Below are 22996 nucleotides of genomic sequence, written 5' to 3' on the forward strand. Positions count from 1 at the left end.
GGGAATATTTATCCGGCAAAGGGCGCTTTCGTAGAACGTGCAGTGCGAGTCACGCGCCGTAGGGAACCCAGATATTCTTCACCTGAACCGCGCGGCGCAGATAGTCGCGTCCGCGTCCCTGCCCGTCATCGAGCCAGTTCGGCATGCGGCCATTGTTGACCCAGGTCGACTTCAGGTTTCCGGCCGATGCCTTCTCGACCATGGCGCTGCCTTCCGCCGAGCCGAAATACCAGAGCGCAGCCACCTCGTCGTGCTCGGCAAGCGTCTTCACCAGAAGATCGCGCTCGCCGGTGACGATGTTCACCACGCCGCCCGGCACGTCGGACGTGTCGAGAACCTGATAGAAATCGCCGGCGATCAGCGGATGGCGTGCAGATGGCGCGACCACGACCCGATTGCCCATGGCGATGGCCGGCAACACCAGCGAAACCAGCGACAGAAGCGGCGCTTCGTCCGGGCAGGCAATGCCCATCACGCCGAAGGGCTCGTTCATGGCAAGGGTCACATGGCGCGACTGGGTGGAGTGGACCGCCCCGTCGAACTTGTCGGCCTGCGCGGCGTAATAGAAGATACGGCGCAGCGCCGTATCGAACTCTTCGGTCGCCTTCTTCGCGCTGATCCCCGTGCTCTCGCACAGAAGCGCTTCCATGCCTGCGCGCCGCGCCTCCAGGTTTTCACCCAGATAGTATAGCACCTGCGCGCGGTTGTGACCGGTCGCACCGCCCCAGCCGCCGGCCTTCGCCGCCGCCTCGACCGCGTTGCGGATGTCCTTGCGGTTGCCGATGCCGGCTTCACCGATCACGAGCCCGCCCTTGCCGGTCACGGCATAGCTGTGGCCGCCATCGGGTCGCGCCTGCTTGCCGCCGATATAATTCTTCATGGTGCGGTCGATGCCCTCGACCAGCACCTTGCCGTCGCCGACCGGCGAGGCCGATGGCGCGAATGCCTCCTGCCCTTTGGGCGCTGCGAGGCCCTTCTCCCAATCGGCGGCGAGATATTCGTAAAGCCCCTCGCGCGCGCCCTCGCGGCCAAAACCGCTCTCGCGATAACCGCCAAACCCGGCGCCCGCATCCAGCATGTTGGTGCAGTTGATCCAGACAACGCCGGCCTTCACCCGTGCGGCGAGATCGAGCGCCACATTGATGTTTTCCGACCAGACGGAAGCGGCAAGCCCGTAACGGCTGTTGTTGGCGAGCGCCACGGCCTCGTCCGGCGTGCGGAAGGTCATGGAAGCGGCGATGGGCCCGAAGATTTCCACCTGACAGACGGTCGAGGCAGGCTCGACGTCGGTGAAGAAGCCGGGCGCGATGTAATTGCCCTTTTCGGGAAGCGGCGCGGGAGCCTGCCAGAGCGCGCCCCCCTCCTCGACGCCCTTCGCCACGAGTGCGGAAATCCGCTCCACCTGAACCGGCGACACGATTGCGCCCACATCCGTGGACTTGTCGAGCGGGTCGCCAACGCGCAGCGTCTCAAGACGCGCCTTCAGCTTGGCGTGAAAGCGCTCTGCAATGCCTTCCTGAATGAGCAGGCGCGACCCCGCGCAGCACACCTCGCCCTGGTTGAACCAGATCGCGTCCACCACGCCCTCGACAGCCGCATCGAGATCGGCGTCCTCGAACACGATGAAGGGCGATTTGCCGCCCAGCTCCAGCGACAGCTTCTTGCCGGAACCGGCAATCTGCTCGCGGATGACGCGGCCCACCTGCGTGGAGCCGGTGAAGGCCACCTTGTCGACGCCCTCATGGCCGCAAATGGCGGCGCCCGTCGCGCCGTCGCCCTGAACGATGTTGACCACACCGGCAGGCAGACCGACCTCATGGCAGATTTCCGCAAAGGCAATGGCCGTCAGCGGCGTCAGGTCGGCGGGCTTCAGCACCACCGTGTTGCCGGCGGCAAGCGCCGGCGCAATCTTCCAGGCGAGCATGAGCAGCGGGAAGTTCCACGGGATCACCTGCCCGCAGACGCCCACCGGCGAGAAGCCACGGAACTCGTCTTCCACCATCTCGGCCCAGCCCGCGTGATGATAGAAATGGCGGGCGACCAGCGGAATGTCGATGTCGCGCGTCTCGCGCACCGGCTTGCCATTGTCCATGGTCTCCAGAACGGCCAGGAAGCGCGAGCGCTTCTGCACATGCCGGGCAATGGCGTAGAGATATTTGGCGCGGGCGTGGCCGGAAAGCTTGGACCACTTGCCAAATGCCGCACGTGCAGCCTTCACTGCCGCATCCACGTCATCGGTCGTGCCGCAGGCGATCCGCGCCAGCTCCCCGCCATTGGCGGGATCGGAGACGGCGATTTCGCGCGCGCCCTTCGGCGTTACGAACCGGCCATCGATGTAATGACCGAAAGAGCGGCCATGGGCTTCAAGCCACTGGACGACATCGCCATTGGCTTCCGGAGAGGGGCCGTATTCCATGGTGCGCAGGATATCCTTGATGGAAGACATGTTTCGATTCCTCATGCGACCGCGTGACGATTGGCGCTGGAATAGCGGCCGGTCACGAAGTGCTCCAATTGCCGTTCAATGTCGCCGAGCAGCGAGCTTGCGCCGATGCGGAACAGGTCCGGCTCCAGCCAGCGATTGCCCAGCTCCTCTTTCATCAGCGTCAGCCAGGCCAGCGCATCCTTGGCGGTCTTGAGGCCGCCCGCCGGCTTGAAGCCGACGATCTGGCCCGAATATTCGCGATAATCGCGCAGCGCGCGCACCATGGTCAGGCTCACCGGCAGGGTGGCGTTCACGCCTTCCTTGCCGGTCGATGTCTTGATGAAGTCAGACCCCGCCTGCATGGCGACCATCGAGGCACGGTAGACATTGGTGAGCGTGCTCAGATCGCCGGTCGCCAGAATGGCCTTCATATGCGCCTCGCCACAGGCCTCGCGCATGGCGGCGATCTCGTCATAGAGCGCGCTCCAGTTCTGCGTGAGCACATATTCGCGGGTGATGACGATATCGATTTCGTGCGCGCCCTCTTCCACCGCATAGCGGATTTCCGCCAGGCGCTGCGGCAGGGGCATGAGGCCGGCGGGAAAGCCCGTCGCCACGGAGGCCACCGGAATGTTGCTGCCTTCCAGCGCCTTCACCGCATGGCCAACCATGGTCGGATAAACACAGACAGCGCCGGTGGTGATGCCGGCATCGGCGAGCCCCAGCGCTTCCAGAATGTCTTCGCGCACCGGACGCCGCGCCTTGGCGCAAAGCCGGCGCACGCGTCCCGGTGTGTCGTCGCCGGCAAGTGTCGTCAGGTCAATGCAGGTGATGGCCCGTACGAGCCATGCCGCCTGATAGGCTTTCTTGACCGAACGGCGCGCGGCAAGCGTGCCCGCCCGGCGCTCGGCCGCAGTGCGGTTGACGGACACATCCTCGAACCATTCAGGTCTCAGTTGCGTGCCGGTGTTTCGGGCGAGAGCGTCGGTCATTGCAGCGTCCGTGTGTTTCGTGCCCGCCCCGCGAAAGACGGGGCTGCCAGATGATATGTTACGATAGCAACATTATGTTTGGATCGTTTCATAATTTCAGCGAGCCTGTCAACCCGCATCGCCTTGCCTCGCACAAAGTACAAGGTTTACTTTGCAGGAAATGGGGCTCCGGCAGTAAAATTTCGCAGAAGACGAAAGCAGCAACGGAGCATTGGGGAACGCGACCGGCAGCACATGGCTCATCTTTCGCAGATCGAATTGCTTCTTCCGGAATTGCGCGCCTATGCGCGCTCGATCTGTGGCGCGGCGGAAAGCCCGGATGATCTGGTCCAGGATGCGGTGGAGCGCGCCCTGCGTCACGAAACACGGCCAGAGCGTATCGAGGAACTGCGGCCGTGGATGTTTCGCGTGATCCGCAACCTTCATTACGACGAGTTGAGAAAAAGACGCGTGCGCCGTGAATATATCGCAGCGCACAAACGTCTTATGGATGAAAGCGACGGAACGAGCAGCGCAGGACGCGATGTTCTCGTTCGGCTCGCCTTTGAGAAACTGCCGCCCGAGACGCGGGAGGTTTTGTTTCTCATCGACATCATGGGCTTCAAATATGCGGAAGCGGCCGAGATCATGAATGTGCCCACGGGCACGGTGATGAGCCGCATCAGCCGGGCCCGGAAAGAGCTTTTGCGCCGCGTAAACGGCGACGATCAGGATGAAGAGCAGGTAAAGCAGACTCCATGAGCAAGGTAACGGAAGAGGACTTCATCAGGGTCAACGCATTCCACGATGGCGAGCTGGGAGACGAGAGCGAGGCTTTCGCCCGCAGGCTGGAGGAAGAGCCGGCATTGCAGGCCGCTCTGGCTGAAATCCGCGACATGTCTGCCAGTCTGAAGGCGCTCAGGCCGGAGCCGGCGGCTCACCCCGCAGGCCAGAACGACAACAGGTTCTCCTGGCGCTGGTGGGCGAGCGCAGCGTTCGCCGGTTCTCTCGCTCTGGCTCTTTTTATCGCTCTGCCGAAACAACCGGATACATCCGGGCCGGACACCGCGCTCGCCGTGCATGAGAGCTTTGCTGCGCAGACCTATGTGTCAAAAGACAAAACCTTCCGCACGATCGCCGGCGAACGGTCCGAGGACTTCCCGGACCTCTCCGCCGCCAACCTCACACTCGTCGCGATCAGGGACCTGGCCTATGGCACTGCGGCCCATTTTGCCGGGCGTGAAGGCTGCCGGTTGACCGTCGTGGCGAGCAACAGCTCCATAGAGACCGAAACATCGCCCGGCCTGCAAAGCGCCCAATGGGACGTGCCGGATCGCTTCTACCGGATCTTTGCGACAGACATGGATGCGGGCAAGTTTTTAGCGATCACCGATTATCTGGAGCAGGCCACGCGCCGGATGGAGAGGCCTGAAACCGTGATCGCCCTGCAGGACGCGACCGCACGGGCCACGTCCTGCGGATAGGGGCAAAAATATTTCAGCCCCGCCGGAGCGGGGCTGAAATATGCGCCGTCAGTTCGGACGCGGGAAGTTCGGACGATCCTCATTGTAGTGGGCCGTCAGGTAATCGAGAATGATCGTGTGGTCGGGCTCGGCAATCTCGTCCATGCCCTGCTCATCGACCATCCATTTCAGCATTTTCTCCCAGCCTTCGCGGCTGAGCCCCTGCTGGGCGACGATCATTTCCGAATGGCAGGCGGTGCAGGTGTAGTAGGTTTCCTCGACACCGGCAGCGACTTTCAGCTTGCCGAAATCACCCTCGATGGTTTCTTCACCCTCGCCGGACACCTCGGCCTTCTTCACGTCTTCGGCGGTCTCATTCTCTTCCTCGGCCGCGCCGAACTGGAGCGGATTGTCCGAGAACGTGTTGAGATAGGCGATCAGGTCGACGCGGTCATCCTCGCTCTTGAGGCCGGCAAAGGCCATCTTGGTGCCCTTCACCTCGGTGCGGGGCTGAAGCAGATAGGCATCGAGACGCTCGACCGTCCATTCGCCGCCATAGTTTTTCATGCCCGTGGAATAGGCGTAGCCGGGCGCATCTGCGACCGGGCGACCGACGATGCCGTAAAGATTTGGGCCGACCTTGTTCCGGTCACCCTTTTCGATGGTGTGGCACGCCACGCAACGCTTGAACAGCGTCTCACCCTTTGAAACATCCGCTTCAGCAAGATCATCCTGCATATCCGCCATGGCGGGGGAAGCGACCAAAAGAGAAAGTCCGACAAGCCCCAGCCGAACAAAATTGAAGTTCATTATTCTTTTCTCCATGACAATCAGAACCGTGAAGCGGCGCTTAAGCCGCTTCACGTTATCACTGGTCTGAATGAATACATATGAACCGGATCAGCTGGCGCGAACGCCAACCCGGTGCATCGAGTTGTTGAGATAGCCTTTCGGGTTCCACGCGATGGCGAAAGGCTGCATGTCGCCTTCGCTGTCCGTCGCGCGCGCCCAGATCTCGTAATAGCCGGCCTGCGGTAGCGTCACCTTGGTGCGCCAGTTCTGCCATGCGCCGTCATTGACCGGATCATCCAGCTCGACCGTCTGCCAGGTCGTGCCGAAATCTATCGAGATATCGAGCTTGCTGATGGAGCGGTCGCCGGACCAAGCATGGCCGCGCACATCCGTTTCCATGCCGATATCCGTGCCATTGGCCGGGAAGGTGATGAGGGATTTCACCGGCATGCGCTCGATGATGACGAAATCCTCTTCGGGCACTTCCTGACCGGGAGCCACCGGATAGGCCGGCACACGATAGGACGTGCCCGTCATCTTGGGGCCGTCATGCACCTGATCACGCAGCTCGATGCGCGTCAGCCATTTCTGTGCGGTGGAGGCCGGCCAACCCGCAACCACGAGACGCAGCGGTGCACCGTTCATGGGATGAAGCGCCTCGCCATTCATCTCGAAGGCAATCAGCACATTGTCGGTCAGAGCCTTTGCGATGGGCACGCCACGCGAAATGGGCAGCTTGTCCGGATCGCCCGAAAGGTGGCCATCGGCACCGTAATGGGCGGTGTAGACCACATTCGACTGCACGCCTGCCTTCTCCAACACGTCCTTCAGGCGCACGCCGGTCCATTCCGAACAGGCCACTGCGCCATAGGTCCACTGGTTGCCGGAAGCCGGCGGATCGAAGAAGCCGCGCCCATTGCCGCCGCACTCAAGCGTTAGCTGCATGGTCACCACTTCGAACTGATCACGCAGATCGGCAATCGAGAGTTCAAGCGGATTGTCCACGAAACCATCAATGGTCAGCGTCCATGCATCGGCATCGACGTTTTCCGGCGGAACACCATTGTTGCGGATGAAGTGACGGCTGATGGGGGTGACAGCGTCATCGAGAAGTTCGGCCGGTGTTTCAGCATTGACGGGACGGTCGTTGAGAAGCGTGAGACCATCCTTTCCGGCAAGCGCGTCGCCATCCTGCGCGAAGGCGGCGGGAACGAGCCCTGCCGGCATGTTGCGATGGAACGGGATTGAAGCGCCCACCATCGCGGCCATGGTTGCAAGCCCGGTGTTCTTCAGGAAACCGCGGCGGCCGGAGTTGACGATGCCCTCGGTGGATGCGTCCGCAGGTCCGGCATCTGCGCCGGATGCCGCCTCATTGCGGGTTTGTTTCGGTTCGGCGGTGCGCGTCATTTCATTCCTCCCTGTGCGCTGGCGGTTAAGCTGGCTCGCCGCATTTAAAATGCGGCTGTCGTGGGAGAGACGTGCGGGGAGAGAAAATTATTCCATCCTTTTGATTTTATTTTGAGACCGCACAATGGCGCTCTTAACGCATTACTTAAGAAATCCGTGTCCAATTCGCCTCATACGCGACCAGTTTCAGTTCACACGCTCAACAAGTTGCAGGTCCCAGACACCATGCCTGAGAGTTTCAACGGCTTCCCAAGCGCCTTACCGAACAGAAATGCGGATGACTGCTATGTGAGTTCGGTCAAGGGATCGGAAGCTTACATAGAATTGCCCATCGCCACGACGACAGAAGAACTGCGCACCACCGTCGGCAAATTCATGGCCATTGAGACCGGCGCGCGGGAGCTTCTGGGCCAGGTCACGGAAGTGTCTCTCAAGACACAGGCAGCGAGTACGACGGGAGGGCCGAAGGCCATTGCCCGGATCGATCTGGTCGGCGAAATTTCAAGCGACGCCAGCGGCCAGCGCCGGTTTCGCCGGGGCGTCAGCGCCTATCCAGCGATTCACGACCGGGCCCGGATCATCGGCAGCGATCAGCTGCGTCTGATCTTTCGGGGTGACAAGAGTTCCTTTGCCGAGATCGGCCGGCTGCATCACGACACCAGCGTTCCCGCTTATGTGGATGTTGAAAATCTCGTCACCAAGCACTTTGCGGTGCTCGGCTCGACCGGTGTTGGCAAATCGAGCGGGCTTGCGGTCATCCTCCGGCAGGTCATCGCAAGCTGGCCGGAACTGCGGGTTCTGATCCTCGACAATCACAATGAATATGGCAGCGTCTTTGCCGATCAGGCGAACCTGGTGGGTGCGAAAAATCTGCGATTGCCCTACTGGCTGTTCAATTTTGAGGAATTTTCCGACGTGCTTTACGCTGGAAAACCCCCGATTTCGGCAGAAATCGACATTTTGTCGGAATTGATTCCGCTGGCCAAAACGCAATATCTCAACCGCCGCCAGACGGGCGAGCGCGCCAGCAGCCTGCGCAAGAGCGAGCCCCGCCAGAGCAGTTTCTCGGTCGACACGCCGGTGCCCTATCTGATGCAGGATCTGCTGGCGCTGATCGACGAGCGCATGGGCAAGCTGGAAAATCGCTCCTCGCGCATGACGCACCACCGTCTGATCGGGCGGATTGAAACGGTGAAGAACGATCCCCGCTACGCTTTCATGTTCTCCAATGCCACCGTTGGCGGCGACACGATGGCGACCATCCTGACGGAGCTTTTCCGGCTGGAGGCAAACGGCCGTCAGGCGACGATCATCCAGTTGGCGAGCCTGCCCATCGAGGTGGTGGACGCGGTGGTCTGTGTGATTTCGCGCCTCGCCTTCGATTTCGGCATGTGGAGCGACGGCGCGATGCCGCTGCTGCTCGTTTGCGAGGAAGCGCACCGCTTTGCCGCCGCCGATCCGACCGTTGGCTTTACGCCGAGCAAGAACGCCCTTTCCCGCATTGCAAAGGAAGGCCGTAAATATGGCGTCTATCTCGGTCTGGTGACGCAGCGCCCGGCCGAACTCGACCCCACCATCATCTCCCAGTGCAACACGCTTTTTGCCATGCGGATGGCCAATGAGCGCGATCAGGCGCTCCTGAAATCCGCCGTTTCCGACGCAACGGCCAATCTGCTGGAATTCGTACCGTCTCTGGGAACCGGTGAAGTTGTCGGGTTCGGCGAAGGCATGCCGCTTCCCGTCCAGTTCGTTTTCAACCGGCTTTCGCAGGAACTCCTGCCGCGAAGCGAAGCTGCTGCGGCGCTGCCGAAAGACCTGAGCCCCGCCTCCAGAACCGAGTTCGTCAACGCGGTCGTTGAGCGCTGGCGCGGCTCGATCATGAGCCAGGCGCAGGGGCAGACGGCGAGTGCCGGACAGAGCGAGAGCATCGGTTCTCAAACGCCGTCCGGCAACGCAGCCTACCAGCGTGCAGAACAGGCAGAAGACAAGATTTCCAAGGCCCTGCAGCAGGCGCGCCGTGAATATCTGAGCCGCTAGCAGATGCCTCCTGCCCGCGCCCTGCCCTCCGATCTGGAGGAAATTCTGGAAAACGCCTCCTTCGGGCTGGCCGTTACGGATGCGGATGGGCTGGAAGTCTATGCCAACCGACAGGCGGGCTTGCACCGGCTTTCCGGAGACGAGGCGACGGTGCGGGAAATGCGTTTTTCCACGCAGACAGGCGACCGCAGCTTCAATGTGAGCCTGTGGCTGGATGCCGAAGCCCTGCCCGATTTCGATGAAGAGATATTCCGGCTTGCCTTCTTCGATGAACTGACGGGATTGCCGAACAAGACCCTGCTTGGCCGCATGGTCGGGGCGGAACTGCAAACGCATGCCGACCGGCAGGCAGCGCTTTTCCTGATCGATCTCGACGGGCTTGGCCGTACCAATGACTATTACGGGGCCGCCTTCACGAACCTCCTGATCGCCGCCTTCTCTGAACGCATGTCGTCCTGCGTGCGCAGTTGCGATGTGCTGGGTTATCTCGCAAACGGCATGTTCTGCATCTTCGTCACCGATCTCGAAGATCTCGACATTTCCGATTATGCGAACCAGCTGCTCGCCCGCGCCAAGGAGCCCTTTCTCATTCAGGGCATCGAGACATTTTCCTCGGCGTCCATCGGCATCAGCCTGTTTGCCGAAGATGGTGCGGATTTCGAGACCCTGCTCGTTTCCGCCGATCAGGCGCTGCGCGCGGCGAAGTCGGAATCGAAAGGCCGGATCGGCTACAAGCCGACAGCGTCTGCCCTGCGCGGCACCACCGATATGTCCATCGAACAGCGGTTGCGCACGGCGCTGCGTGACCAGAAACTCTGCTGCGTCTATCAGCCCAAGGTGAGCCTGAGGGACAACACGGTGGTTGGCGTTGAAACGCTTCTGCGCTGGCGCGATGACGATGGAAAACTGCAGGCGCTCGGCGATTTCGTGAATCTGGCCACGGATGCCGGCATCATTGATGCGGTTTCTGAGCATGTCGCACACGAGGTGATGGACTCCCTGCCGCGCATCGACGCCGTCTTTGCACCGAGCATTTCCATCAGCCTCAACATCACGGCGCATCAGGCGAGCAGTCAGGTCTTTACCCGCAACCTGCTCGACCTTCTGACCTCGTATCATCGCCCCGGGCGCTTCATTCTCGAAATCACGGAAGAAGCATTCCTGAATGGTGAGCTCCTGAGCAAAAACACGCTGCCCATGCTGCGCGAAGCGGGCGTGAAGCTCTCAATCGACGATTTCGGGGTCGGCTATTCCTCGCTTTCCGCACTTGCCGCAGTCACCGCCGATGAACTGAAGATAGACCGTTCCTTCGTGCAGAACGTTCACTGCCGCCCGCGCAGCCAGAGCGTTCTCAAGACCATTGAATCGCTCGGCCATGCGCTGGACATGAAGCTGGTGATCGAAGGTGTCGAGACGCTGGAAGAAGTGGAATATCTTAAGCAGAATACGGCCATTGACGTGGCGCAGGGGTACTATTTCAGCAAACCGTTTGCGCTCGAAGAATTCGTCGATACGAGCGACCTCCTGCCTTCAGGGAGAACGCGGGAACAGGCGCGGACCCATGCGCCCGCCCGGACGTCCGGCAACCGTTCGTCACGCTAGGTCCTGACGCTAAAACGCCCACCGTCTCATTGAAACGATGGGCGTTTTCAAGGCCTGCATTTCGCGGGGGACACCTAGCGGTCGTAGAAGGCGTCGACCAGGCCCAGTGACACTGGCGGCACATAGGTGACGAGCAGCAGCACCAGCATCAGAACCGCGATGAAGGGCAGATTGGTCTTGGTCGTGCTCCACACATCCGTCTTGGCGATGGAGCAGGAGGTGACCAGAACACTGGCGACCGGCGGGGTCTGCTGACCGAGTGCGATGTTCAGCGTCAGAAGAATGCCGAACTGCACCGGATCAATGCCAAGCTGGTGCACGAGCGGCATGAAGATCGGAACGGTCAGGATGATGGCCGCTGCACCGTGCAGGATCATGCCGAGGAACAGCAGGAAGACATTGATGATCATCAGGACGATGAGCTTGTTCGTCGTGATCGACAGAATGCCCTGCGCCAGGCGCTGCGGCAGCTCCGTTTCGGTGAGGTAGAGACCGAGAACGGCAGAGCTTGCGACCAGAAGCATGACCACGGCGGTCTGCACGACGCCCTCCACGAGCGAATGATAAAGCCGCCCGAGGTCGATCTCCCGGTAGATGAACACGCCGATGAAGAGTGCGGTGACAACCGCGAGGCCTGCACCCTCCGTTGCCGTGACCAGACCGCCGAAAATGCCACCCAGAATGATGATTGGCAGAACGAGCGCCCAGGCAGCATCCTTTGTCGCGTGCCACAGGCGCGGAAGGCTGAAGCCATCCTCGCGCGGCAGGTTGTAACGCACGGCGAAATAATAGGAGAGCGCCATGAGAAGAAAGCCGCCAAGCACGCCCGGAACGATGCCGGCCACGAACAGCTGCACGATCGACGTGTTGGACAGGGCGCCATAGAGGATCATCGGGATCGACGGCGGAATGATGATCGCCAGCGAAGCCGATGACGAGGTGATGGCCGCCGCGAAACGCGGATTGTAGCCGCGCTTCTTCATGGCGGGGATCAGCACCGAACCCGTGGCGGCAACATCGGCCACGGCGGAGCCGGAGATCTCTGCAAAGAACATCGACACACCCACATTGACCATGGCGAGGCCGCCGCGGATGAAGCCGATGAGTGCGGAAACAAAGGCGATGAGGCGCGTGGAAATGCCGCCGGTGTTCATCAGCGCGCCGGCAAGGATGAAGAGCGGGATCGCGATCAGCGGAAAGCTGGTCGCGCCATCGAAGATGGAGAGCGCGGCGTTCAGAAAGCCCAGATGACCGTTGAGCAGCCAGAGGCCGGCAAGCGCGCTGGCGAGGATCGACACGGCAATCGGCAGGCCGATTGCGATCATCGCGAACATGGAAAGAAGGATAAGGGCTTCACTCATCGTGCGTTCTCCGCCTGAACACGCGACAATTCATCCTGCGCGCGGGCAATTTCATGTTCGATTTCGACGGCTTCCGGATCAATGCCGGCCTGCGTGCTGCGCAGACGTTCCGGCAGGGTGAGAAGGCGGCCGACGATCATCAGTCCGGCGCTCAAGGGCAGAACCGACTGCACGAAGCTTCGCGGCACGAAACGCAGCGTCGTCATGCTTTCATTGCCAAAAATTTCCAGAATGGCCCAGCCGGCCCAGGCCATTGCGGCGAAGGCGCCGATGAAGATGGTCTCGCCAAGCCAGAAGAGCAGCATTCGAATGGCAGGCGGCGAGCCGAGAAGGAGGCCATTGAAGCCCAGATGCGCATTGCGCAGCGTGGCCAGAACCGCTCCGGAAAAGGTGATCCAGGCGAGGAGCACCGCCGCGACCTCATCATACCAGATGAGCGAATTGCCCGAGTATCGAAACACGACACCGAGCACCACAACGCAGGAGAGCGCCAAAAGCAGGGTCAGCGTGACCGCCTGCAGAAAAAGATCGAGCCAATGGGCGAGCCGAACCATATCAAGAAACCCCAAGCCGGGCAGAATGCAAATCGAGTGGAAGTGGCGGGTGGCGCCCATGTTGAGACGCCACCCTGGGGCGTCAGGAACCGTCGGCCAGCGACAGCGCCTGATCGATCATCGCCTGGCCGTTTTCGACTTCGGCGGCGAATTTGTCATAGAGTGGCTTGGAGGCCGCGACGAAAGCGGCGCGGTCGGCCTTGTTGACCTTCATGCCGTTTTCCTCGAGCTGCTTCAGCAGATCGCCATCCTTGGAAGCGCCCATTTCGCGCGCCCAGATGGCGACTTCCTGTGCCGTCTCGGCGAGAACGGTCTGCACTTCCGGGTCAAGCTTCTCGAAAGCGGCGACGCCGACCGTCGGATAAGCCGGCGAATAGACGTGGCCCGAAAGCGACAGGTATTCCTGCACTTCGTCGAGCTTGCCGGCGGCAATGTTGGTCAGCGGATTTTCCTGACCGTCGATCACGCCGGTCTGCAGCGCGACAAACACCTCGGAGAAGCCCATCGGCGTCGGGTTTGCCCCATATTCCTTGAACATGGCCACGCGCCAGGACGAATTCGGCGTGCGGATCTTCAGGCCCTTGAGGTCTTCCGGGGTGTTGATCGGGCGCTCATTGTTGGTGATCTGGCGGAAGCCGTTTTCCCAGATTGCCAGCGGGCGATAGCCCTGCTCCATGGCGGCCGGCACCAGCACGTCCTTGAAAAGGGTCTCGTCGATCTTCGTCAGATGCTCGCGGTCCGCCACAAGGAAGGGCAGATCGAAGATCGCGTATTCCGACGCAATGTCGGGCATGGTGGAAGACGGCAGTGTCAGGTGCATGGTCCCGAGCTTGATCTTCTGCAGCATGTCCTTGTCCTTGCCCAGCTGAGAGCTGTCAAAGACCTTGACCACGGCTTTGCCATCAAGCTTTTCGTTCACACGGCGTGCGAACTCGCTGGCCGTCTGCTGCTGCAGAGAACCGGTGGCAGCGCTGAGACCGAAGATGATTTCTTCCTGAGCCTGTGCGACGCCGGCGCCCGTTGCCGGCAGCAGGGCTGCCAGACAGAATGCAATATGCTTCAGTTTCATGACTTTCCTCCCTTGATTTTCTCTCCGCGCGGCCCTCCCTGGCCGCCCGGCACTGCTTGCCAGGTTCGCCTAACCGGAAACCGCCTGCCGCTCGTGCGAGGCAGAAGCTTCCGCGCCGTTCTGCGAACCAAGCTCGTCTCCGAGCCGGCGCCCAAGCGCCAGCGCGTTGAAGGTCGCTCCCGTATCGGCGATGCCCTTGCCCGCAATGTCATACGCCGTGCCATGGGCAGGCGTGACGATCGGGAAAGGATAGCCGGCAATCAGTGTGACGCCGCGATCGAAGCCGAGCAGCTTCATCGCGATCTGTCCCTGGTCGTGATACATGGTCATAACGGCGTCGAATTCGCCCCGGATGGCCCGCACAAACACGGTGTCGGAGGGGATCGGCCCGGTTACGGCCAGCTGCTCCTGCTGCGCGCGCTCCACTGCGGGGAGCAGGATGTCCTCGTCTTCCCAGCCGAAATTGCGGCCGTCGCCCGCATGCGGATTGAGCGCCGCCACGCCGATGCGCGGCCGCTTGATGCCAGCGCCTTCCATCACCTCGGTGGTGAGTTTCAGGCTCTCATAGATCCTGTCGACGGACAGCTTGTCGGCAACGTCGCGCAGGGGAATGTGCGACGTGACGCGCGCGTTCCACACTTCATCCAGAACGTTGAACTCGCGACCGCTGCGCTCTGCCTCGATGGTGGCGTCGATGAAGCCGATTTCGTCCACATAATCTGACTTTGCCAGTCGCATCGCGTGCTTGTTGAAAGGGGTGAAGAACACCGCTTTGGCAAGGCCCGCCTTGCCGACCTTCAGAGCTGCGGCAAAATTGTCGAGCGCGGCGCGACCGCCTTCCATGCTGGCCTCGCCGATGGGCACGTTTTCGGGGTCGCAATTGCCCATGTCCACCAGGACCGTGCCTTCAGGAAGGTCGCCCTCGAGCGCCTCGCGCGGCACCACTGGAAGATCGAGCGAAAGGCCGGCCTGGCGCGCACCCAGCGCCAGAACCCGCTGATCGCCGATCACGATCAGATCGCCAAGATTGGCTTTCTCATCGGCCAGGATACGGGCCGAAAGCTCCGGACTAATGCCCGCTGGATCTCCAATCGCAAAGGCGATGCGTGACTGCTGCATTGTGTATTCCTTATTTTGTATACAAAATATACAATTATAAATTCGCACGTCAACGCATCTTTTTGTATGTTTCGGAAATCCCGATGATTCAGGAGAGCCCGTTTGGAACTCAGCAGCCCCTTTCCCATGGAAGCCGTGGCGATCGAAAAGCAGACACTGCATGACCAGGTCGCCAACCGCATTCGTGATCTCATCATTGAGGGCCATCTCGCGCCCGGCACGCGCATCGACGAAACCATGCTCGTTGAGCAGCTTGGCGTCTCGCGCACGCCTTTCCGCGAAGCGCTGCGCACACTGGCGGCAGAAGGGCTGATCATCATTCGTCCGTCGAAAGGCAGCATCGTGCGCAAGCTCACCGCGCAGGATGTGTTTTCGATGCTGGAATTGCTCGCGCATCTGGAAAAGCTGGCGGGACGGCTGATCTGTGAACGCGCCAGCGATGCGCAGATCGACGGCCTTTTGAAGCTTCATGAGGAAATGCTGAAGCGCTATCGGGAGGGTGACCGCCTGCCCTATTACAAGCTGAATCAGGAATTCCACTCGCGCGTTTCGGAGCTTGCGGGCAATGAATCGCTGCGCGATGTGCAGGCGAACATTCAGGCGCGCCTCAAGCGCATCCGCTTCCTTGGCAACAGCAAGCCGGCCTATTGGGATTCCGCCGTTGCCGAACACGAGCAGATGGCCGCCGCCCTGAGAAAGCGCGACGGCGAAGCGCTGGGCCAGGTTATGGCGCAGCACCTGATGAACACCTGGGACCGGGTGAAGGATCACATCTGACGGCGCGCTGCGCCGTCAAGTGTTGGCAAGCGCCCTGGCCCAGCCAAGCCCCTCATCCGTGCCCGCGCGCGGCTTGTATTCCGCGCCGAAGAAACCCTCATAGCCGCCGGCGCGCATGGCGGGCAGCAGACGTTCGAAGCAGATCTCTCCCTCATCCGGTTCCGCGCGCGATGGCACTGCCGCGATCTGCACATGGCCGATGAGATCGCCATGGGCGGCAAAGCGGCGAACGAGATCTCCCTGCATGATCTGGGTGTGATAGCAGTCGAACATTATCTTGAGGTTCGATGCTCCGACGCGTCGGATGATTGCTGCCGCCTGCTCCACGCGGGAGAGGAAATAGCCCGGCACGTCATGGTGGTTGATCGGCTCGATCAGGATCGTGATTCCATGGGGTTCGGCTGCCTTGCAGGCATGGGCGAGATTGGCTGCGAACGCGGCTTCCGCCGCCTCGTCTTCCGCTACCCGGCCCGCCATGACGTGAACGGCGCGCGCACCCACTGCCGCAGCATAGGCCACCGCCTCGTCGATTGCCGCGCGGGCTTCCTCCTCGCGCCCCGGCAGGGCCGCGAGACCGAAATCTCCTTCGCGGTCGCCCTTGCGGGTGTTCAACCCGAGAAGCGGGAGCCCCGTTTCCTCAAGGGCGGCGCGCAGCTCTTCGGCCGGAACCGCATAGGGCCAGTGGCACTCGACGGCTCCGAAGCCGGCCGCGCGGGCCTTGCGGACCGCATCAGGCAGCGAAAGCTCCGTCCAGAGGAACCCGAGATTGGCGGAAAAACCCTGCATCACGACCACTCCACATCGAATTTCGTCACCACCTGAGCGATCTGCTCGGATGTCAGAACGCTGGGCGAGAGCCCGCGCGTGAGAAGCGCAAGCTGCGCGGTTTCCTCCAGCTCCTCAATGGCCTGACCTGCGGCGCGCAGATCCTTGCCCGCCACGACAGGGCCGTGATTGGCCAGCATGACGGCAGAGCGCTTTCCGGCCAGTCCGCGGATCGCTTCGCCGATGGCGACATCGCCGGGGATGAAGTAGGGAAGCAGCTTCACCTTGCCGAGCTGCATGATGGAATAGGCCGTGAGCGGCGGAAACAGATTGTCCGGATCGACATCCGGCAAAAGCGACCAGGCGACGGAATGCGTGGAGTGCAGATGCACGATGGCGCCTGCCCTGGAGCGCGTTTCGTAAAACGCCTCGTGCAACGGCATTTCCTTTGTGGGCTTGTCGCCATCCACATGCCGGCCCGATGCATCGAAACGGCTGAGCCGCGCCGGATCGAGCGTGCCGAGGGTCGAGCCGGTGGGCGTTACCAGAAGGCCGCCATCGCTTGTGCGGGCGGAAACATTGCCGGTCGCGCCATGGGTCAGCCCGCGCGAATGAAGCGAGGCGGCAAGCGTGCACATTTCCTCGCGGAGTCTGCTCTCTTCACTCATGCGGCTTCTCCCTTCAGCACATTGAGCGCCTTTGCGAAAAATACGTCGTCACCGAAATTGCCGGATTTCAGCGCCACGAAAACGGGGCGACCGGCGGCCTTGAGCGCGGGAACGCCCGGCGCGATCTCCGGCCCCACATCAAGTGCCAGAAGATCAAGCGCCTCAACGACGGCTCCCGATGTCTCGCCGCCGGCGACCACGAGCCGCTCGTAACCATCGGCCACGAGCTGCACGGCTGCTGCCGCGAAGAAGCCTTCAAGAGCGGATGCAACTTCCTCGCGGCCGAACGTGGCCTGCGCGGCGCGCACCACGTCCGGGTCGGCAGAGGAATAGACCAGAGGCGCAATGCCGGCGGGCTGCTCCCTGACCCATGCGACTGCTGCCTGCGGTGTCATTTCGCCTGAGAGCACGGCTTCCGGCTCGATCTTCAGGGCGGGATGAGCCGCTGCGTATTCGCCGATCTGCCGGCGCGTCTGACCGGAGCAGGAGCCGGAAAGAATGGCGGCGCGGCCGGAAGATCCCTGCCAGCCTTCACCGCCCTGTCCCAGAAGGCCCGCATCGCGGAAGTTTGCCGGCAGGCCCAGCCCAAGGCCGGAGCCTCCCGTGACCAGCTTCATGTCGCGGACGGCAGCACCGATCTGGTGCAGATCGTCATCGGCAATCGTGTCGACAACGATGCGCGTGCGGCCATTGGCGGCCTCCTCGCGCAGCGCGCCGGCAATTGCGTCGGCTCCCTGGCGAACGGTCTGCGCGCCGACATGACCGACCGAACCAGTGGTCTGCGGGGCGAGCCAGCGACGGATATCGGCATCGCGCATCGGGGTTAGCGGGTGGTGCTCCATGCCGCTTTCGCTGAGCAGACGGTCATTGACGAAGAGATGCCCCTGATAGACCGTCCGCCCCGTCGCCGGAAAGGCCGGGCAAACCACCGTCTGCTGCGCGCCAAGACGCTCCATCAGCGCGTCGATGACGGGGCCGATATTGCCTTCGGGCGTTGAATCGAATGTCGAGCAGTATTTGAAATAGATCTGCTGCGCGCCCTGCTCCAGAAGCCACTCGACAGCCTCAAGCGACTGGCGCACGGCGTCCGCCACGGGGATGGTGCGCGATTTGAGCGCGACCACGCCCGCCTCCACGGACGCGTCGGCGGGGCCATCGGGCACGCCGCAATACTGGATGGTTTTCATGCCGCTCTTGGCCAGCATGTTGGCGAGATCGGAGGAGCCGGTAAAATCATCCCCAATACAGCCGAGCAACATTCGCATCTCCTCCATACGCAATTCCGCGTAAATGTGACAACGTATCCATAAAAGTCAATGGAGCTGACATTTCCAGATTGGGAATTGAGAGAAGACTTTCAAAGGAAGATTAAATATCTCAATTCAATCAGCTTTTGTGGTTGGAGAGATGTGTGTTTCCGGTGTCGAGCAGCATCACTCGTTCACTGAAGTCGATAATTTTTTGTGTATACATTAATGGGGAAGTGGGTAAGATGGCCTGAAATCGAGCATCCGGAGATGTCATGAGCAGCGATCAGAAACGCCCTTTCCTGCGCTCACGCGCCTGGTTTGACAATGCCGACAATCCAGACATGACGGCGCTCTATCTTGAGCGTTATCTGAATTTCGGCCTGTCGCAGGAAGAATTGCAATCGGGCAAGCCGATCATCGGCATCGCGCAGACCGGCTCCGATCTCTCGCCCTGCAATCGTCATCACATCGAGCTGGCGAAACGGGTGCGCGAGGGCATTCGTGAAGCCGGCGGCATTGCCATCGAGTTTCCGGTGCACCCGATACAGGAAACCGGCAAGCGCCCCACCGCATCGCTCGACCGCAATCTCGCCTATCTGAGCCTTGTGGAAGTGCTTTATGGCTATCCGCTCGACGGCGTTGTTCTGACCATTGGCTGCGACAAGACCACGCCCGCACTTTTGATGGCGGCGGCGACGGTCAACATTCCGGCCATCGCGCTTTCGGTCGGCCCGATGCTGAACGGCTGGTTCCGGGGCGAGCGCACGGGCTCGGGCACAATCGTCTGGAAGGCGCGCGAGATGATGGCCGCAGGCGAGATCGACTATGAGGGTTTTGTGCGCCTTGTCGCCTCTTCGGCCCCATCGACCGGCTATTGCAACACGATGGGCACGGCGACCACGATGAACTCGCTGGCGGAAGCGCTGGGCATGCAGCTGCCAGGCTCCGCCGCCATTCCCGCACCCTATCGCGACCGGCAGGAAGTGGCCTGGCGCACGGGCCTGCGCATCGTCGACATGGTGCATGAAGACCTGAAGCCAAGCGATGTGATGACGCGTGAGGCGTTTCTGAACGCGATCCGGGTCAACTCCGCAATTGGCGGTTCGACCAATGCGCCAATCCATCTGACAGCCGTTGCGCGCCATCTTGGCGTCGAACTCTCCATCGATGACTGGCAGACCCATGGCGAGACAGTGCCGCTTCTGGTGAATTTGCAGCCAGCGGGTGAGTATCTGGGCGAGGACTATTACCATGCGGGCGGTGTGCCGGCGGTGGTGAACCAGCTCATGTCCGCAGGGCTGATCCATGAGGACGCGAAGACGGTCAATGGCAAGACCATTGGCGAGAATTGCGGCACGGCGGCCATTGCCGATGAAAAGGTGATCCGCCCCTTCGACAACCCGCTCCGGGAAAATGCGGGCTTCCGCGTTTTGAAGGGGAACCTGTTCGGTTCCGCAATCATGAAACTGTCGGTCATTTCCGATGAATTCCGCGAGCGCTATCTCTCCAACCCGGACGACCCGATGGCGTTTGAAGGACGCGCCATCGTGTTTGACGGGCCTGAGGACTATCACGCGCGCATTGATGACCCCGCAGTGGACATCGATGAAAACAGCGTCCTGTTCATGCGTGGCGCAGGCCCGATCGGCTATCCGGGTGCGGCGGAAGTGGTGAACATGCGCGCGCCGGATTACCTGATCAAGCGCGGCGTGACCTCCCTGCCCTGTGTGGGTGATGGCCGCCAGTCGGGCACTTCGGGTTCTCCCTCCATCCTGAACGCATCGCCGGAAGCGGCCGCCAATGGCGGGCTTGCAATCCTGAAAACAGGCGACCGCGTGCGCATCGACCTGAACAAATGCACCGCGGACATGCTTTTGCCGGAGGATGAACTCGAAAGGCGTCGCACGGAGCTTGAGAAAGCCGGAGGCTATGCCTACCCGGCGCATCAAACACCCTGGCAGGAAATCCAGCGCGGCATGGTTGCGCAGCTGGATGCCGGAATGGTGCTTGAGCCGGCCGTCAATTATCAGCGCCTCGCGCAGGGCGGCAAGGATGGCAAAATGCCTCCCGTGCCACGCGACAATCACTAGGGGCAGGACCGGCACATGAAGATCTGTTTGCGGAGAGCCAAAACGCCTGTATCTGGCAGCGAACATCTGCCAACCATGACAGGCGCACCGGCAGGTTTGCGGCACGGAAGGCATTGAGGGAGGGAGCTCTGAGCAAGACCGAAGGCAAGAAGGCGGCGACCGCAAAGCAGGCACCCGGTAACAGGGCCGCCGAAACGGCTGTTGCCGTTTCGCGCCCGCGCCCCAGCCTGCAGGGGATCGGCAAGATGCCGGCGCGCGACCGCGCCTATCACGAGCTGAAGTTCCGCATTCTCGAAGGACGGCTGCCGCCGGGCACCACGCTTCTGGAAACGGAAGTGGCCAGCCTTCTTTCGCTCAGCCGCACGCCCGTGCGCGAAGCGCTGATCCGGCTGGAGGAAGAAGGGCTGGTCGATGTGCGGCCCCGCCACGGGATCACGGTCAAGGCGCTGACGGTCGATGAGATCGAGCAGATCTATCAGGTCTTTTCAGCGCTCGAGGTGAAGGCGGCGCAGCTGACAGCGCGGCGTGGCATCAGCGCTGAAGATCACAAGCGGCTGGACGGCATTCTCACCCAGATGGAGCGCGCCTCGCAGCGTGGCGACATTGAAAGCTGGTCGGAGCTTGATGACGAGTTCCACTCTGAACTGGTGGGGCTGTGTGGCAACCCGCGCCTGCTCTCCATGCTGAGACAGCTCTGGGACATGCAGTATCACGCCCGCCGGGCAATCACGAAGCTGCGCCCGCTGCCGCTGGTCTCCGACCGCGAACACCGGGCAATTCTCGACGCCATCGCGGCGGGGAATGCGGAGGAAGCGACCCGGCTGCATCAGGCGCACCGCGACCGCGCCGACCAGCAATTGCTGTCGCTTCTGCGCCAGCGGGGCACGACACCGACAGAGCTTTAAACCGTCTCTGGGGTCAGTGGGGCCAGAACCGGGACTTAAGATGTCCAGAAACAATGTATACATTGTGATTTGCCGATGTCTGTGCGAAGACAGTCAGCGGAACGAAATGAGGAGGGGCATTTCATGAACCACATCGATCTTGAGGGAAAAAGGGCGATCATCACCGGCGGTGCCCAGGGCATTGGACTGGCGACGGCGGAGCGCTTTATCGAAAGCGGTGCGGAGGTGATCCTCTGGGACATCAATGCCGACATGCTGGACAAGGCCGTGGCGGAACTGGGGGAGAAGGCCGCCGGCCGCGTGGTGGAACTGACCGAGGAAGATGCGGTGACTGAAGCTGCACGGCAGGCCGGCGCAATTGATATTCTCGTCAACAATGCCGGCATCACGGGCGGCAACGGCAAGACCTGGGAGCTTGCGCCCGATGTGTGGCGGCGCACGGTGGAGGTCAATCTTGTCGCGCCCTACCTCACCTGCCGGGCGCTGATACCGGGCATGATCGAGCGTGGCTATGGCCGCATCGTCAACATTGCTTCCATTGCCGGCAAGGAAGGCAACCCCAACGCCTCGCATTATTCGGCCTCCAAGGCCGGGCTGATCGGGCTCACCAAATCGCTGGGCAAGGAACTGGCCAAGACGGGCGTTATCGTGAACTGCCTGACGCCGGCGGCCGCCCGCACCCCGATCTTCGACCAGATGAGCCAGGAGCATATCGATTACATGCTCTTGAAAATTCCATTGGAGCGCTTTCTCGAACCGGCGGAAGCGGCGGCAATGATCGCCTGGCTTGCCTCGGCAGAGTGCTCCTTCACAACCGGCGGCGTGTTCGATATTTCCGGCGGACGCGCGGTCTACTGATCCGAGATAAATACAGAGGAACGATGACATGAAGCTGTTGCGTTATGGCCCTGCAGGGCAGGAAAAGCCGGGCATGCTCGCGGCGGACGGTACGCTGCGCGATCTTTCCGGCACTGTTGCCGACATTGCCGGCGACGTCATTTCGCCGGAGGGGCTGGAGCGCCTGCGCGCCATCGACCCGCAATCCCTGCCTGTGGTTGAGGGAGAGCCGCGCCTTGGCCCATGCGTGGCCGGCCTTCAGAAGATCGTGTGCATCGGTCTCAACTATTCCGACCATGCAGCCGAAACCGGCGCGGAGCCGCCGGAAGAGCCGATCATCTTCGCCAAGGCGCTCAACGCGCTGTGCGGCCCCAATGACGATGTGGAAATGCCGCGCGGCTCCACGGCGCTCGACTGGGAGGTGGAGCTGGCCGTGATCATCGGCAAGAAGACGAAATATGTGAGCGAGGCGGAAGCGATGGATCACGTCGCCGGTTTCGCGATCATGAACGACGTCTCGGAGCGGAATTTCCAGACCAAGCGCTCCGGCCAGTGGACCAAGGGCAAGAGCCATGACACGTTCGGCCCGCTCGGGCCATGGCTTGTCACGCGCGACGAAGTGGCCGACCCGCACAATCTCGACATGTGGCTGGATGTGAATGGCGAGCGCCGCCAGACGGGCAATTCGAACACGCTGATCTTCAACGTGCCGCATGTGATTGCCTACCTCTCGCAGTTCATGACGCTGATGCCCGGCGACGTGATTTCCACCGGCACGCCGCCCGGCGTGGGCATGGGCATGAAGCCACCGCAATATCTGAAGCCCGGCGACGTGATGACGCTTTCCATCGCCGGTCTCGGCGAACAGCGCCAGACAGTCGTTCAGGCCTGATTACAGGAAGTG

Annotated in this window: 20 protein-coding genes; 9 read left to right on the plus strand and 11 right to left on the minus strand. The window is 61.6% G+C overall.

Features of this window, described 5'->3' with window-relative positions; genetic code table 11:
• Window positions 1–49 precede the first annotated feature (49 nt).
• Together ACRTG1_RS00875 and deoC are read right to left on the minus strand one after the other, a co-directional pair.
• Window positions 50–2446 (minus strand): aldehyde dehydrogenase family protein, encoded by a 2397-nt coding sequence (locus ACRTG1_RS00875; RefSeq protein ID WP_432515554.1) that lies wholly within the window; start codon window positions 2444–2446, stop codon window positions 50–52.
• Window positions 2447–2457: 11 nt separating this feature from the next.
• Window positions 2458–3417 (minus strand): deoxyribose-phosphate aldolase, encoded by a 960-nt coding sequence (gene deoC, locus ACRTG1_RS00880; RefSeq protein ID WP_113156925.1) that lies wholly within the window; start codon window positions 3415–3417, stop codon window positions 2458–2460.
• 78 nt (window positions 3418–3495) lie between these two features.
• Between deoC and ACRTG1_RS00885 the strand changes: the two genes are divergently transcribed.
• Both ACRTG1_RS00885 and ACRTG1_RS00890 read left to right on the plus strand, forming a co-directional pair.
• A complete protein-coding gene (locus ACRTG1_RS00885; protein ID WP_261397744.1) occupies window positions 3496–4158 on the plus strand; it encodes an RNA polymerase sigma factor in 663 nt (220 codons plus the stop codon).
• Window positions 4155–4880: a hypothetical protein gene (locus ACRTG1_RS00890; protein ID WP_432515555.1), complete on the plus strand. Its 726-nt coding sequence runs from the start codon at window positions 4155–4157 to the stop codon at window positions 4878–4880. The genes ACRTG1_RS00885 and ACRTG1_RS00890 overlap by 4 nt, the downstream gene beginning before the upstream one ends.
• Window positions 4881–4928: 48 nt before the next feature.
• Here ACRTG1_RS00890 and ACRTG1_RS00895 read toward each other — a convergent pair whose 3' ends face one another.
• Both ACRTG1_RS00895 and ACRTG1_RS00900 read right to left on the minus strand, forming a co-directional pair.
• On the minus strand, window positions 4929–5669 hold the full coding sequence (locus ACRTG1_RS00895; protein ID WP_317088356.1) for a c-type cytochrome: 741 nt from the start codon (window positions 5667–5669) through the stop codon (window positions 4929–4931).
• Between the two features lie 90 nt (window positions 5670–5759).
• Window positions 5760–7058: a sulfite oxidase gene (locus ACRTG1_RS00900; RefSeq protein ID WP_113156921.1), complete on the minus strand. Its 1299-nt coding sequence runs from the start codon at window positions 7056–7058 to the stop codon at window positions 5760–5762.
• A 288-nt stretch (window positions 7059–7346) separates the two neighbouring features.
• On the opposite strand from ACRTG1_RS00900, the gene ACRTG1_RS00905 reads away from it, so the two are divergent.
• Together ACRTG1_RS00905 and ACRTG1_RS00910 are read left to right on the plus strand one after the other, a co-directional pair.
• Complete coding sequence (locus ACRTG1_RS00905) at window positions 7347–9095, plus strand: ATP-binding protein (protein ID WP_432515556.1); 1749 nt, start codon at window positions 7347–7349, stop codon at window positions 9093–9095.
• A gap of 3 nt (window positions 9096–9098) precedes the next feature.
• Window positions 9099–10697 carry a putative bifunctional diguanylate cyclase/phosphodiesterase gene (locus tag ACRTG1_RS00910; RefSeq protein WP_432515557.1) on the plus strand — a complete coding sequence of 533 codons (1599 nt, stop codon included), beginning with the start codon at window positions 9099–9101 and terminating at the stop codon, window positions 10695–10697.
• A gap of 74 nt (window positions 10698–10771) precedes the next feature.
• Here the strand turns inward: ACRTG1_RS00910 and ACRTG1_RS00915 are convergent, their stop codons facing one another.
• From ACRTG1_RS00915 to ACRTG1_RS00930, 4 genes are all read right to left on the minus strand, one after another.
• Window positions 10772–12058: a TRAP transporter large permease gene (locus ACRTG1_RS00915; RefSeq protein ID WP_206544850.1), complete on the minus strand. Its 1287-nt coding sequence runs from the start codon at window positions 12056–12058 to the stop codon at window positions 10772–10774.
• Window positions 12055–12612, minus strand: a complete 558-nt coding sequence (locus ACRTG1_RS00920; protein WP_210346626.1) for a TRAP transporter small permease — start codon at window positions 12610–12612, stop codon at window positions 12055–12057. Before ACRTG1_RS00920 ends, ACRTG1_RS00915 begins: the two co-directional genes overlap by 4 nt.
• 82 nt (window positions 12613–12694) lie before the next feature.
• A complete protein-coding gene (locus ACRTG1_RS00925; protein ID WP_432515558.1) occupies window positions 12695–13681 on the minus strand; it encodes a TRAP transporter substrate-binding protein in 987 nt (328 codons plus the stop codon).
• 69 nt (window positions 13682–13750) lie between these two features.
• Window positions 13751–14800, minus strand: coding sequence for a 4-hydroxythreonine-4-phosphate dehydrogenase PdxA (locus ACRTG1_RS00930; RefSeq protein WP_206544852.1), 1050 nt, complete (start codon window positions 14798–14800; stop codon window positions 13751–13753).
• Between the two features lie 126 nt (window positions 14801–14926).
• On the opposite strand from ACRTG1_RS00930, the gene ACRTG1_RS00935 reads away from it, so the two are divergent.
• On the plus strand, window positions 14927–15577 hold the full coding sequence (locus ACRTG1_RS00935; RefSeq protein ID WP_371685996.1) for a GntR family transcriptional regulator: 651 nt from the start codon (window positions 14927–14929) through the stop codon (window positions 15575–15577).
• A 15-nt stretch (window positions 15578–15592) separates the two neighbouring features.
• On the opposite strand, the gene ACRTG1_RS00940 is transcribed toward ACRTG1_RS00935, so the two are convergent.
• The 3 genes from ACRTG1_RS00940 to otnK are packed head-to-tail and all read right to left on the minus strand — an operon-like array spanning window position 15593 to window position 18269.
• The gene (locus ACRTG1_RS00940; protein WP_432515559.1) at window positions 15593–16363 is read right to left on the minus strand and encodes a hydroxypyruvate isomerase family protein; all 771 of its coding nucleotides are present in this window, start codon (window positions 16361–16363) and stop codon (window positions 15593–15595) included.
• Window positions 16363–17010: an aldolase gene (locus ACRTG1_RS00945; protein WP_432515560.1), complete on the minus strand. Its 648-nt coding sequence runs from the start codon at window positions 17008–17010 to the stop codon at window positions 16363–16365. Before ACRTG1_RS00945 ends, ACRTG1_RS00940 begins: the two co-directional genes overlap by 1 nt.
• Complete coding sequence (gene otnK, locus ACRTG1_RS00950) at window positions 17007–18269, minus strand: 3-oxo-tetronate kinase (protein WP_432515561.1); 1263 nt, start codon at window positions 18267–18269, stop codon at window positions 17007–17009. Before otnK ends, ACRTG1_RS00945 begins: the two co-directional genes overlap by 4 nt.
• Before the next feature lie 263 nt (window positions 18270–18532).
• Here otnK and ACRTG1_RS00955 point away from each other — a divergent pair, with 263 nt between their 5' ends.
• The 4 genes from ACRTG1_RS00955 (at window position 18533) to ACRTG1_RS00970 (ending at window position 22984) form a co-directional block, all read left to right on the plus strand.
• The gene (locus ACRTG1_RS00955; protein WP_432515562.1) at window positions 18533–20350 is read left to right on the plus strand and encodes an IlvD/Edd family dehydratase; all 1818 of its coding nucleotides are present in this window, start codon (window positions 18533–18535) and stop codon (window positions 20348–20350) included.
• A gap of 113 nt (window positions 20351–20463) precedes the next feature.
• On the plus strand, window positions 20464–21255 hold the full coding sequence (locus tag ACRTG1_RS00960; protein ID WP_113156910.1) for a GntR family transcriptional regulator: 792 nt from the start codon (window positions 20464–20466) through the stop codon (window positions 21253–21255).
• Window positions 21256–21378: 123 nt separating this feature from the next.
• Window positions 21379–22113, plus strand: a complete 735-nt coding sequence (locus tag ACRTG1_RS00965; RefSeq protein WP_432515563.1) for an SDR family NAD(P)-dependent oxidoreductase — start codon at window positions 21379–21381, stop codon at window positions 22111–22113.
• 28 nt (window positions 22114–22141) lie between these two features.
• On the plus strand, window positions 22142–22984 hold the full coding sequence (locus tag ACRTG1_RS00970; RefSeq protein ID WP_297558875.1) for a fumarylacetoacetate hydrolase family protein: 843 nt from the start codon (window positions 22142–22144) through the stop codon (window positions 22982–22984).
• Window positions 22985–22996 lie beyond the last annotated feature (12 nt).

It is taken from the genome of Nitratireductor sp. PBL-C9 (assembly GCF_050877045.1).
In the GTDB taxonomy this organism is placed as follows: domain Bacteria; phylum Pseudomonadota; class Alphaproteobacteria; order Rhizobiales; family Rhizobiaceae; genus Nitratireductor; species Nitratireductor aquimarinus.